The following is a 12535-nucleotide window of genomic DNA, read 5'->3' as shown; positions in this document are numbered from 1 at the left end:
TTTCCACCTCGCTAAAGGCTGAAGCACCACGGGTCTCATACCCGTGGTGCTCCAACTGTAACGACTAACCGACGGACTTGGCGGCCCGTGCGGGGTCAGTGCCTGCGGCGATGGCCTCGAACGGCTCGCGGCCGGCCTGGATTTCACCGAGTTGGACCATTTCGCGCTTCGTGAAGAAGCCGACGATCCAGTCCGCGAGGACGCGGCCCTTGCGGCCGGTACCGGGCACGCGCGACAGGTGGTAGCCGCGGTGCATGAGCCAGGCGAGCAGGCCCTTGGCCTTGAAGCCGTAGGTGTTCGCCACGCCCTTGTACAGGCCGAGGCCCGCGACCGAGCCGATGTACTTGTGCTCGTACGGCTTGAGTTCGCGGCCGACGTGCTTGGCGTACACGTTGTCGGCGAGCACGGCGGCCTGGCGGACGGCGTGCTGCGCGGACGGGGTGCACCAGTCCATCGGGAAGTCCGAGGTGTCGGGCACCTGCGTGGAGTCGCCGGCGCCCCCGGCGCCGTCGACGACCTCGCCGATGGTGTGCTTGCCGGCCTCGACGCCGGTGGCGACCTGGAGGCGCGTGTTGCACTCGAGGTGGCCGCGCGGGCCGATCGGCAGGTCCGTCTTCTTGAGCATCGGGTGCGGCATGACGCCCGCGGTCCAGATGATCGTGTCGGTGTCGAACTCCTCGCCGTCCGTCAGGACGACGTGGCCGTCGATGCAGGACTTGAGGGTCGTGCCGAGGCGGATGTCGACGCCGCGCTTGGTGAGCTCGCGGGCCGCGTACGCGCCCATCTCGGGGCCGACCTCGGGGAGGATCTTGTTCGCGTACTCGACGAGGTACCACTTGATCTCGTCGGCGTCGAGCATCGGGTAGTTTTTCACGATGTTCGCCGTGAGGTCCTCGAGCTCGCCGAGGGTCTCGGCGCCCGCGAAGCCGCCGCCGACGGTCACGAACGTGAGGGCCTTGCGGCGCACGGCCGGGTCCTCGGTGGTCGCGGCGATGTCGAAGCGCTGGAGCACGTGGTTGCGCAGCCAGATGGCCTCGCCCATCGACTTGATGCCGATGGCGACGTCGGCCAGGCCCGGGATGGGCAGGGGGCGGGTGACAGAGCCGGGGGCGACGATGACCTCGTCGTACTCGACCTCACGGCTGGGTCCGACGAAGGGCTGCACGACGAGCTTGCGCTCGGCGTGGTCGATCTCGGTGACCGCACCGGTGAGGATGGTGCAGAGCTTGAGGGCCTGTCGGAGCGGCACGACACCGTGACGCGGGGAGATGGAGCCAGCGGCCGCCTCGGGCAGGAACGGCTGGTAGGTCATGTGCTGGTTGGGGTCGATGACCATCAGTTCAACTTGACCGCGCTTGATATCGCTCTTCAGCTTCTTGCTCAAGCGTTCGGCAACGTAAAAACCGACGTGACCGGCACCTATCACGACTATACGTTTCACGGGTTCAATTCTGTCCTTACTCAGGGGTTCTTGTGTAGTGAACGCGCGAGGACGTAGATCACTGTTACCGCGGACACGATCCCGGCTCCGATGACGAGACCTGCGGCCAATCCGGTGAAATACGCGGTGAACAGGGCCAGGGTACCGGCGACGGCCACAGTCGACGCCAGGACGAGTCCCAGGTGGCGGGCCCAGGTGAGGATGATCTCACCGTCCATTGCGGTAGTTGTTCGGAAGCGCTGGGTGACCGCCGCCGTGGCGTGGGCCGTGTACAGCAGGCAGGCCAGGGCGGTGGCCGTCCACAAGGAGGGGTCGCCCTCCTTCAGGGCGCCGCTGATGAGCCACGAGGAGAGCACGAACAGGATCGCGAGCACCGGCGCGATACCGCCCGGGAGCAGGGCCGCGACGAGCGCGAAGAGCGCGGCCGCGCCCACGTAGAACCCCGCGGCGGCCCACTCCGGCGGGACCGCGAGCTCGGCGGCGAGGAACAGCGGCAGCGCGATCGCGAGCCGCAGCAGCACCCCGGCGGGCGCGACGCGGCGGGCCCACGAGACGCCGCCGGCCCTGCCAGCCTTGAAGCGGTCGCGGGTGCCTTCGCTGAGTGCCTGGACGAGGGTCCGGCTCCGGTGGGCGTCACTCATTCATGACTCGCAGGCTTCGTCAGCGCGCTCGTTCTTGACTCGCAGGCTTCGGCAGTGCTCATTTATGACTCGCAAGCTTCGTCAAGGGGGTGCTCATCGGTAGCGCCTCCGGTTCAGTTCGGCGAGCACGTTGTCGAGGGAGGCCGAACCCTGCCAGGGCTCGACAGCGACGCCGAGGTCGCGCAGCTCCATCACGGTGTTCGCGCGGGTGAGCCGCCACAGCCGCTCCGCATACGGCGTCCAATGTGAACGCTCGGGCGGCGAGACGTGCGGCGGGAGCGTGTCGACGCAGAGCACGGGCCGACCGGCGCGGGCGATCGCGGCGACCAGCGCCAGCGAGCGGTCGGTGAGCAAGGGCGTGAACACGACGTTGAGGCTGCGCTGGCCGGCGAGCTGGCGGCGCAGCATCTCGGGCGAGGGCGGCAGCGGGTCCGGCGGCATGTCGACCGAGGCGAGCCAGCGGAGCGTCGCGGCGGCATGGCGTCGGCCCGCGCCGGCGCGCATGCGGCGGCCGCGCGCGCCGAACTCGATGCAGGCCGTGCGGTCGCCCTGCAGCGCGTAGTGGGAGGCCACGGCCCCGGCGGCGCGCACGGTGAGGTCGGCGATCGAGGCGGCGCCGTCGATACCGCCGGAGATCCCGGCTTCGACCTGGAGGTCGAGGATGAGGGTCACGTCCGTGTCGCGCTCGGACAAGGTGGCGTTGACGTAGAGGTCCTGGCTGCGCATCGAGGTGCGCCAGTCGATGCGGCGCAGGCGGTCGCCGGGCTGGTAGAGGCGGACCTCGGCGAGCTCGCCGGAGTCGCCGCCGCGCCGGGAGCGGTGCACGCCGGTGACGCCGTCCGCGAACGGGAGGGTCTCGGCGGAGTCGAACCAGTCGGGGACCGGCAGGACCCAGACGGTCGCGCCGTGCAGGCGCTGGACCGTGGTCTCGAGGAGGCCGCCGCACGCGATCGAGCGCACATGGATCGGGCCGAGGTGGTGGCCGCCCCAGCGGCGGGCGCGTCCGGCGACGACTATCTCGCGGCCGGAGCCGGGCGCGAGGCGTTCGGCGAAGTCGCCCTTGCCGGTGTGCAGGTCGATCCAGGGGTCGGCGGCGGCGGTCACGAGGGTCGTGATCGGGACGGGCTCGGGGTTGAACACGGTGAGGCTCGCGGCGGCCGTCGCGCCTTCGGCGGATGTCGCGTCGTCCAGCGCGGCGAGCTTCGCCTCGGGCACGCGGGTGGGCCGGTGCTGGAGCAGCACGGCGGTGCCGATCGCGAAGGGCGCGGCGATGAGCACCAGGTCGATCCGGCCGAATGCGACCGAGACGAGCAGGCAGACGGCGACGAGGGCGACGGCCCGCGTCAGGGCCGGCGTGCGGCGCCACGTCACGGGCGGCTCGGCCGCGACCCGGCCGGCGGGCCGGGCGCTGTCGGTGCGCAGTCTGAGCGCGGGGTCGCCGGCGAGTGTCATCGTTGAGCGGAGTAGGTGGGGGCCTGGGCGGTCTGGGGCGCCTCGACGCCGTGGCAGATGTCGGCGACCACGGAGGCCGGGTCGATGCGGCGCATCCACAGCTCCGGCTTGAGGGTGATGCGGTGCGCGAGGGCCGCGCCGGCGACGCCCTTGACGTCGTCCGGGGTCACGAAGTCGCGTCCCGCGAGCACGGCCAGTGCGCGGGAGGCCAGCAGCAGGGCGAGCGACCCGCGGGGCGAGGCGCCGACCTGGACCTGGGCGTGGCCGCGCGTCGCGTTCGTGATGGCGACCATGTAGCGGCCCACGGAGTCCTCGACCGTGACGTTCTCGAGGGCCTTCTGCATGCCCACGAGGGTCGCGGCGTCGATGACGGGCGCGAGGTCGACGGTCTCGGCGCGGCGTGAGATGCGGCGCTGCAGGACCTCCCACTCCTCGTCGGGGGTCGGGTAGCCGAAGGAGACGCGGAGGAGGAAGCGGTCGAGCTGGGCTTCGGGGAGCTGGTAGGTGCCCTCGAACTCGACGGGGTTGGAGGTGGCGAGCACCGTGAACGGCTCGGGGAGCAGATGGGTCTCGCCTTCGACGGAGACCTGGCGCTCCTGCATGGCCTCGAGGAGCGCGGACTGGGTCTTGGGGGGCGTCCGGTTGATCTCGTCGGCGAGCAGGAGGTTGGTGTGGACCGGGCCCTTGCGGTAGACGAACTCGCCGCTCTTCTGGTTGTAGAGGAGGGACCCGGTGACGTCCGCGGGGAGCAGGTCGGGGGTGAACTGGAGGCGCCGGAAGTCGAGGCCGAGGCTCTGGGCGAAGCAGCGCGCGGTGAGCGTCTTGCCAAGGCCCGGAAGGTCTTCGAGGAGGATGTGGCCGCCGGCGAGGATGCCGGCGAGGACGAGCTTGAGCGGCTCCTCCTTGCCGACGATGACGGACTGGACGGATTTGAGGACCGCGCCCGCGTGGTGGGCGACCTGGTCGAGGCTGACGCTCGGGGTGTCTGACATTAGATCTCCTCGATGGCTTGCAGGTGTTCGCCGAGCTGCCGAGGGGTGGGGCAGTCGGGCGCGGGTTGGGTCAGGAACAGGAACGTGGTCTCGCCGAGGAGCTCCCGGCACTGGTCGGGCTGGTCGGCGAGGGAGAGGCCGCGGCGCAGGCGGAGGCGTTCGGAGGCGACCTCGACGAGCTGCTGCTTGGCGTTCGTACCTTCGAAGCGGCCGGGTTTGGCCTCGGCGAAGATGAGCCGGTCCTCCCAGCGGTTGACGTCGGTGAACGGCCGCCAGCTCGGGTCGTTCACGCTGCTGGTGACGAGCGGCGGGGCCTTCTCGTGGTCGGCGCGCATCCCGTTCACGACGGAGTTCGCGAGGAGTGCGGCGAGGGAGAGCAGGACGAGCTGCCAGATCGCGAAGTCGACGCCGCTGATGCGGGCGGCGCCCCAGAACACGAAGGCGAGCGCGACGGCCCCGACGGCGGGCCACAGCCGCAGGCGCCCGAACGGGGCGAGGAACTCCCTCATCGGCCGGTCCTCACGCCGAGCTGCGCCTGGAGCGCGATGAGCGCGTCCCGGGCCTGGTCGCGGTCGGTCTCGCCGACCTGGTGCGGCGAGTACCGGGCGCGCAGGTAGGCCTCGGAGAGGCGGCGGAGCGCGGCCCCGTCGAGGTCGTGGCGGACCAGCAGTTTGCGCACGAGATCCGAAGGGGTGTCGGAGGATTCGCGTTCGATACCGACGGCTTCGGAGGCGCGCTCGAAGTGCAGCCAGCAGGCCATGATGGCCGCGCGGGGGTCGTCGCCCAGGTCCATCTCGGCGAGCGCGGCGTTGACCGCCTCTTCGACGAGGGTGAAGTCGCGGCGCAGGTACTCGGGTTCGGGATCTGCGACGCCGTCGCTGGGGGGCGCGTTCGTGAGCCAGTCGATGAGCTTGCGCGTCAGGAACAGGAGGATGAAGAAGGCCGGGACGCCCACGAGGATGCCGAGGACGAGCCAGGTGATCCAGGACGGGAGGGTGAACGAGTCGCGCGGCTCGCCCTCGACCATGTCGGTCGGCATCTCCTGCGTCTGCTCCAGCAGCGGCGGCGGCGACTCCTGGCTGCCGGTCGACGGCGGGAGCTCGGCCTCCTGCCACTGGAGCCCGGCCCCCTGCGCGGCCAGCCCGACGACCAGCAGCGCGGCGACCACCACCAGGACGGGCAGCCAGCGCCGCATCACCGCGGTTCGACGCGGCTGCGGTTCGGGTTGCGCCATACGGGACCTCAACAGGGGTGCTCGGTCTTCAGGGGTTACGCGCCCCACCATATGCCAACGACGCTGCAACCGCCTACCACCCTTGGAGGCCCTCGCGAATGTTCGCAAACCCCGAATTAATCGAACCGAACATTCATTGGTTGCGTTTATTTCGAATATTTCGCATGATGGCCGGTGAAGGAGGTGCTCGTCATGACTGGAATCGGATCGGTCAGCTCCGTGCAACCCGGCGATGTCGATGCGGAGGTGTCGCAACGCGCTTTGCGACGGATCAAGGATTACCTCGCGAAACACCCGGTTGAGCCGGAGATGATCGAGGTGATGGTGGAGCACGGGGAGCCCTCACTCGTGCTGCCCCGTCCCGTGGTCACCCTGTTCGCACAGATCCTCGCCCAACTCGCCGAAGGGCGCGGCGTGTCGGTGATCCCGTCTCAGGCTGAGGTCACGACCCAGCAGGCCGCCGACCTGCTCGGTGTCTCCCGCCCCTACGTGGTCGGGCTCCTGGAGGACGGCGTGATCCCCCACCGCAAGGTCGGCCGCCATCGCCGCATCCTCCTCACGGATCTTCTGGAGTACAAGCGGACCGACGACGAACAGCGCCGAAAGGCCGCCGACGAGCTCGGCGACCTCGGCCAGGAGCTGGGGATCTGACAGTGCCGCTTCGAGCCCTGTACGACGCGAACGCCCTGTACCCGAATACGCTCCGCGACATCCTGATCCGGGTCGCCCAGGCGAACCTCGTCCAAGCCCGTTGGACCAGGAGCATTCTCTACGAGATGGAGCGAGCCATCCGCAGGAACCGACCGGATATCGATCCGGCGAAGCTCGCAGTGCTGCGGGATCGGATGAACGCTTCGCTTCGCGACTGCGAGGTGGAAGGGTACGAATCACTCATCGACGGCCTCAAGCTGCCGGATGCGGACGACCGCCATGTGCTCGCGGCTGCGATCGCCTGCCGGGCTGACGCCATCGTGACATTCAACCTGAGCGATTTCCCGAGGATGCGCTGGCACAGTGGGGCATCGAAGCATGGAGCCCTGACGAGTTCCTGCTCGAGCTGATCGACCTGGACGCCAAGCGTCTCTGGGGCTGCTTGCAGCGCATAGCCGACTCCCGGCGGAATCCGCCCGAGACCATTGACGACGTGCTCGCGCGTCTCGAACGGTCCGGCTTGATCGAATCGACTGCCGCGCTCCGTGGAAGCTAAGGCGAGCCGATCGCCATGGTTCGCTCTGGCCCGCCCGCCTCGTCATCTCAAGTCTCAGGGCCGAGATTTGAGATGACGATCGACTCGACAACTCCAGTTGAGATGACGAAGTCAGATTCGAGCCCCCGATCGCGACGATTCAGCGGAAGCGGGTGACGAAGCGGTTTTGCCAGGGGGTTTCTACCGCTCTCTTGGCGTAGTTGGCGCGGACGTAGGCGACCGCTTCGGTGGCGTGGACGCCGTCGAGGACGGCGAGGCAGGCGAGGGCGGTGCCGGTGCGGCCGTGGCCGCCGTGGCAGGCGAACTCGACGCGTTCGGTCTCGGCGCGGGCCCAGGCGGCGCGGAGTTTGGCGGCGAAGTCGGACTTGTCGCTGGGCAGCCGGAAGTCCGGCCAGCGGACCCACTCGGCTTCCCATGCGACAGCGGGCGGCTGCTTGCCTAGGAGATAGAGCGCGAAGTCCGGCGTCGGGCCTTCCGGCAGGGGCCGGGCGAGTCCGCGGCCGCGCACGAGACGGCCGGAGGGCAGGCGGAGGACGCCAGGAGCGTCCGGGTCCCAGGTTTCCTTCATCCTCTGGAATCTACTGCGTGCCAACGACTCGGAATTCGGCTGCGGACTAGGACGCCAGCGCGCCTTCCTCGGGGATCTCCTTCAGCTTCCGCAGCGGCGTGCGCAGCAGCGGCAGGGACCCCGCGAAGAGCATCGCCGCGGCGATCAGCAGAGCCGTGCGGGCGCTGAACAGGTCGCCGGTGAACCCGCCGACGATCGACCCGACCGCGAGCCCCGCCCAGCAGATCACGCGCTGCGTCGCGCCGACCCGGCCCTGCATGTCGTCCGGGGTCACCGCCTGGCGGTAGCTGATGACGTTCACGTTGAACACGACGATCGCCGCCACGTACACGACCTGCCCGACGAACGCGACCGCCGCGCCCCAACCGGGACCTGAAGCCGCGACAATCGCCATGCCGGGACCCGAAAGCGCAAGCGCCGCAATCGCGGTCGGGCCGACACCTGCCTTCTTCGAGATCCGGCCGACCAGCATCGCCCCGAGCACGCCGCCCACGCCGGAACCCGCGAGGACGAACCCGGCGACCTCGCTCGACTGGTCCGCTTCCCGGATGAGGAACACCATGAGCATGGCCTGGAACGCGCCGACCGACAGGTTGCACCAGGCGCTCACGAGCAGGATGCTCCGCAGCATCGAGTCGCGGAAGATGAACTTGACGCCCTGGACGACCTCCGCACCGAGATGCGGTTTCTCGGGCCTCTCCGGCTCCTCCTCGCGATATTGAATGCGGGCCACCGAGAACGCCGACACCGCGAACGACACCACCGCCACGACGATCGCGACCGGCGCGGTGAGGAGCGAGACCAGCGGCCCGGCGGCGAGCGGTCCGCCCGTGTCGGAAGCTGACCGGATGCCTTGGATGCGGGAGTTGCCGCTCGCGAGACGCTTGTTGTCGATCAGCCTGGGCACGTAGCTCGACTGGGCCACATCGAAGAAGACAGAGGTCAATCCGAGCAGGAACATCGCCGCGAAGACGTGCCAGGTCGCGAGCGCGTCGAGCGCCCACGCCACCGGAACGCTCACCATCACCACGGCGCGCAGGATCTCGCTCGTGACGATGATCGGCTTGTCCCGCAACCGGTCCACCCACACGCCGACGAGGAGGCCGAACATGACCAGCGCGATCTGGTCCATCGCGTACAGGACGCCGATCTGCGACTCACTGAGATCCAGCACGACCACCGCGATGATTGAGATCGAGAAGTACGCGACCTGCAGGCCGATCTGGCTGGCGCCGACGGAGACGAAGATCTTCCGGTAGTCGGGGTTGCGGAACATCGACTTGGGCGCTGGCTTGGGCGGGGCTTCGGTCATCGGGGGTAGACCTTTTCAGGAGTTGGCGGGCGGGGTCACGCACCGAACGCGACGAACGGATGCCACGGGCGGTGCTCCCCCACGGCGGCAAGGGCTTCAGCCGGGGTCGCGCCGGCGGCGCAGCGTTGGTGGTACTCGATCATCATCTCGGCGGCCATGTCGTCCGGGACGCGGCCCAGACTGGACACCACGGTCGAGGTCCCGGCGTGCAGGAGCGCGGCGGTGAAGCCGAGCGTCTCGTTCCCGACCGCCACGGTCGATCGGCCGAGGTCGCATGAGGAGAGCACAACGTGACCCGGGGGCTGGTCGAGACCCAGGAGTTCGTACGCGTTCAGCGGCCCGAGACCGAAGTCGAGGCGGGAGAAGAGCACGTTGTCCGGCTCGTGGTGTCCGTGCGCCGCAATGTGAGCGACAGAGGCGCCGTCGAGCGCCTTCAAGACGATCTCGGGATCTGACTGGTCAGCGGTGATCAGGTTCGCGCCCGGGTAGAGTCCCGCAATCGTTTCAATCTCCCCGCCGGCGCGGGACAGTGCCGGGCCTGCGGCAACCAGAGCCGGTCCGGTGGCTGCGGGTCGGTGAACCGCCCGCCACCAGGCTTCGGCCGAGGGCGACACGGTCATCGGCCGACCGCGCAGCTGCGGCAGCAAAGGCCAAGGGACCCAGGCGAGTCGGCTGTGCGGAACGATCACGACTTGACGGTCGCCCACATAGTCGGCGATCGGGTCCCAGATGCCTTCGGCGAGCGCGGCGGCGTTGCGGCGGATGGAACCCTCCACGCTTGCTTGAAGGCGCGGCGGGAGCCTAAAGGGCTTACCGAGAGCGTCGAGGTCGGCACCGAGGCGCCGTTCGAGTTCAGAGGCCGCATCGAGCGACATCAGCCGGACGTGCTTGAGCCCCTTGCCACCGGCGAGGACGACGCGCACATCGCCGCCGACCTCGTAGAGGCTGACCAACGCGGTGTTGCGGGACTCGGCCAGCTCTTGGAGAGCCTCAGGCGTGACGCGATCAGCCTGCTGGCCAGGGCCGGGCTTCGTGCGATCGTAGTTGCGGATCGCCTCTTCGAGCTCACGGACCCGCTCAAGAGCCTCGGCCACATCCTTGCCTTCGGACTGAAGATCCCAGAGTTCCTGGCGAGCTTGCCGAAGTCGACCCAGCGCTTCACGCGCATCCGGATCAGCCGAGGACTTCACAGGTGGAATGCGAAGTGCCTGGGCCCGGCTGCGTTCTGCCCACCGGAGCATGTCCGCAGGAGAGCCATGGTTCGTGGTGTACGTCAGCCCCTTGCTGGAAAGTTGCTCGCCGAGCGCCGATACTCCCGCTTGGAATTCGACCGAGCCGAACGTCATTCGGTACTCGTCGAGAAGGTCCAGCCCTTTCTTCAGCTCTTGCATCGGGTCCGATCCCCGCGCGCCTGCGAGCTCCGCTCGAGCAAGGTGCCGGGCGAGACTTTCAGCGAGGGCGTCATAGCCGGGGCCGCCTGGCCCAGGCCCCTCCTCGAGGACTGCTTCCACCTCGTCCAGCTGACCGGCCCTGATCTTGGCGCGGGCTGCGAGAATCTTCGCCTGGTTGAGGCGCAATGTCCAATCGCGTTGCTCGAGTGCGTCGCAAAGGCGCGAGACCTTATCGGCGAAGTCCGGACCGACTTGACCGGCATCGAACCGGCCTTGCAGGATGAGCAGTCTCGCAAGGAAGGCCATCGGCTCATTTCCTTGCCGGTAAAGCGATTCCATGGCCTGCTCGGCCCAACGCTCGGCGACCTCGAACTGCTTGTCCTCGAACGCCGCGACCGCACGCCAGAACTCCTGGATGGCAGCGGTCCTGAAGTCGCCTGTCATCCGGTGTGCCGCAATCGCTTCTGCCCATCGAAGGATCGCCTGGCGGTTCATTCCGACGTGCAGCAGCGCTTCAGCATGCGAGCCGTGCAGGAAGGCTTCCAGGTCAGGCGCGTACTTCCGGTAGAGTTCACGGACGTCGTCGAACGCGATGAGCGCCTTGGCGACCTCGCCGAGGTCGAGCCAAAGCAGCGCCTCGGCATGGATTGCCTTCGCCTCGTTCGCGGGGACATTCACGTGCCGGTACAACTCGACCGCACGTCGAATATTTTCGATGCCTTTTTGGAGCTCGCCGAGATCCCTGAACAACGATGCACGATTATGGAAGAGCATCGCATAGAAGTAATCCGGCCCATAACTGGCCAAGAGCGGTTCTGCCTCGTCGAACCATTGCAGGGCCTCGGAGAGTCGGCCGCTCTGCCAAAGGATGAACGCGCGCTGATGCAACAGCATGCCGCGATCCTCCGGCAGGGAGAACCCCTCGGCATTGTCGAGCAGTCGCAGACCACCGGCGGAGTTGCCTTGGGTGGCCATGTTCGTCGACCTTGCCATGAGCGCCTTGGTGATCAGGCGCGCCCGAGCGGTCCCCTTCAAGGGAGGCCGTTCAGGATTCCATTCGAGGAGCCGAAGGGCTTCCTCAAGCGCGTCCCCGGCCTCCATCATGCGACCACGACGGTGCAGACGCTGACCTCTTGAGATCAGCCGCCAGGCACGTTGAAGCATTCTTCACATGCTACAGCCGCACTGCGGGAGTCACTACCACCGCTGGCAGTCCTTCACGCTGGAGCGCCTCGCTGGGCCGGACCACCAGTTGAAACATCTGCCCGTCCGGTAGGCCTTCGAGCACGAACCTTCCGGTTTCATCGCTTGAGGCCCTTCGCGATCCATCCGGGCTTCTGAGTTCGACCTCGTAGGTTCCTTCCGGCCCGATCCATCCGTCAAGTCGCAGTTCTTGGAGCGACGAGGGTCGCGGAGTGACCATTACCGTGACCGATTCGCAGTCGAAGGTGATCGAGGCCGGATCCCCTTGGCCGACGGTCAGTTCGGCTTCGCCGCGCGTCAAGACCAGCTCGCCGGAACGGGATACCTTTGCGATGCGGGCGTCGAGTTGCGCCTCGAGTTCGAGCACCAGCTCGACCCGTTCGTTCAGGTCTTCTGGCATCGGGTCATCTCGGTGATGCAGTTCGTTGATCACCGAGAGGATCCGCTCGTCGCAGGAATCCAATGGCTCGTATTCACCCTGACTCTGATATTCAGGTCGCATTTTCATCCCGCTCCTCACCTCCGCTCCAGGACGGATCGTCCAAGAGCGTTCTTCTCAGTTTGTCCAAGCAGCGTCCCCGAGTGGGTCCGATGCTCCCCCTTTTCATCCCGAGCGCCTCGGCGATGACGTCATAGTCGGGCCGGGAGACCGTCGCCACGAAGGCGAGCAGCCGTCGGCACCGTTCGGTTTGGGCAAGGAAGGCACGGCGCACCGCTTCTCGCTCGACATCGCGGACCAGCCCGTCCTCGACGCCTTCGATCGCCACTTCTTCCCGGATGTCGATCGGGTCGGCGACGACCTCGCGCCGCATGTGGCCGATCTGCTTCCAGGACTCGCGGCTGACCGTGGTGAGCAGCCATTTGGTCAGCGCGCGAGGTTCGTCCAGCTCTTTGCCGATGTGCCACAGGCGAAGCCAGGCCGTCTGGACGACGTCCGAAGCGCTCTCCCGATCAAGCCCGGTGCGGCGGGCCGCTCGCCAAAGGAGCTCGTTGAGCTCCGCGACAAGAGTCTGCTGCGCATTGCCGTCGCCGGGGGGGGGGGGGGGGCGCCCGCCCCCGCCGCCGGGGGGGGACGGAGGGGGCCAACCGGGGTA

General features: G+C 68.1%; 13 protein-coding genes. 2 read left to right on the top strand and 11 right to left on the bottom strand.

The features are described 5' to 3' along the window. Positions 1-64: 64 nt before the first annotated feature. The 6 genes from O2L01_RS14590 to O2L01_RS14565 form a co-directional block, all read right to left on the bottom strand. Positions 65-1441 carry an NAD(P)/FAD-dependent oxidoreductase gene (locus O2L01_RS14590; RefSeq protein WP_416259805.1) on the bottom strand — a complete coding sequence of 459 codons (1377 nt, stop codon included), beginning with the start codon at positions 1439-1441 and terminating at the stop codon, positions 65-67. A 20-nt stretch (positions 1442-1461) separates the two neighbouring features. Further along, positions 1462-2082, bottom strand: coding sequence for a hypothetical protein (locus tag O2L01_RS14585; protein ID WP_270122687.1), 621 nt, complete (start codon positions 2080-2082; stop codon positions 1462-1464). 93 nt (positions 2083-2175) lie between these two features. Further along, positions 2176-3534, bottom strand: a complete 1359-nt coding sequence (locus O2L01_RS14580) for a DUF58 domain-containing protein (protein ID WP_270122686.1) — start codon at positions 3532-3534, stop codon at positions 2176-2178. Next, entirely contained in the window at positions 3531-4526 is a 996-nt protein-coding gene (locus tag O2L01_RS14575; protein WP_270122685.1) for an AAA family ATPase, read from the bottom strand. Before O2L01_RS14575 ends, O2L01_RS14580 begins: the two co-directional genes overlap by 4 nt. Beyond that, positions 4526-5035 carry a hypothetical protein gene (locus tag O2L01_RS14570; RefSeq protein WP_270122684.1) on the bottom strand — a complete coding sequence of 170 codons (510 nt, stop codon included), beginning with the start codon at positions 5033-5035 and terminating at the stop codon, positions 4526-4528. The genes O2L01_RS14575 and O2L01_RS14570 overlap by 1 nt, the downstream gene beginning before the upstream one ends. Then, positions 5032-5760, bottom strand: coding sequence for a DUF4129 domain-containing protein (locus tag O2L01_RS14565; RefSeq protein ID WP_270122683.1), 729 nt, complete (start codon positions 5758-5760; stop codon positions 5032-5034). The genes O2L01_RS14570 and O2L01_RS14565 overlap by 4 nt, the downstream gene beginning before the upstream one ends. Positions 5761-5934: 174 nt before the next feature. Here O2L01_RS14565 and O2L01_RS14560 point away from each other — a divergent pair, with 174 nt between their 5' ends. Together O2L01_RS14560 and O2L01_RS14555 are read left to right on the top strand one after the other, a co-directional pair. Further along, complete coding sequence (locus tag O2L01_RS14560) at positions 5935-6411, top strand: helix-turn-helix domain-containing protein (protein ID WP_270122682.1); 477 nt, start codon at positions 5935-5937, stop codon at positions 6409-6411. A gap of 2 nt (positions 6412-6413) precedes the next feature. Then, positions 6414-6821: a PIN domain-containing protein gene (locus O2L01_RS14555; RefSeq protein ID WP_270122681.1), complete on the top strand. Its 408-nt coding sequence runs from the start codon at positions 6414-6416 to the stop codon at positions 6819-6821. Between the two features lie 285 nt (positions 6822-7106). Here O2L01_RS14555 and O2L01_RS14550 read toward each other — a convergent pair whose 3' ends face one another. The 5 genes from O2L01_RS14550 to O2L01_RS14530 all read right to left on the bottom strand — a co-directional run. Further along, on the bottom strand, positions 7107-7535 hold the full coding sequence (locus O2L01_RS14550) for a protein-tyrosine phosphatase family protein (protein WP_270122679.1): 429 nt from the start codon (positions 7533-7535) through the stop codon (positions 7107-7109). Between the two features lie 46 nt (positions 7536-7581). After that, the gene (locus tag O2L01_RS14545) at positions 7582-8847 is read right to left on the bottom strand and encodes an MFS transporter (RefSeq protein ID WP_270122678.1); all 1266 of its coding nucleotides are present in this window, start codon (positions 8845-8847) and stop codon (positions 7582-7584) included. A gap of 35 nt (positions 8848-8882) precedes the next feature. Then, on the bottom strand, positions 8883-11402 hold the full coding sequence (locus tag O2L01_RS14540; protein WP_270122677.1) for a CHAT domain-containing protein: 2520 nt from the start codon (positions 11400-11402) through the stop codon (positions 8883-8885). 10 nt (positions 11403-11412) lie between these two features. Next, the gene (locus tag O2L01_RS14535) at positions 11413-11943 is read right to left on the bottom strand and encodes a hypothetical protein (RefSeq protein ID WP_270122676.1); all 531 of its coding nucleotides are present in this window, start codon (positions 11941-11943) and stop codon (positions 11413-11415) included. Continuing rightward, on the bottom strand, positions 11933-12535 hold a 603-nt coding region (locus O2L01_RS14530), incomplete at its 5' end, for a sigma-70 family RNA polymerase sigma factor (RefSeq protein WP_270122675.1). The genes O2L01_RS14530 and O2L01_RS14535, both read right to left, overlap by 11 nt.

Origin of the sequence: Glycomyces lechevalierae (assembly GCF_027622945.1) — a bacterium.
Classification (GTDB): Bacteria; Actinomycetota; Actinomycetes; order Mycobacteriales; family Micromonosporaceae; genus Glycomyces; species Glycomyces rutgersensis.
The sequence above is the reverse complement of the archived record's forward strand: the minus strand, read 5'-3'. Positions and strand labels throughout refer to the sequence as shown.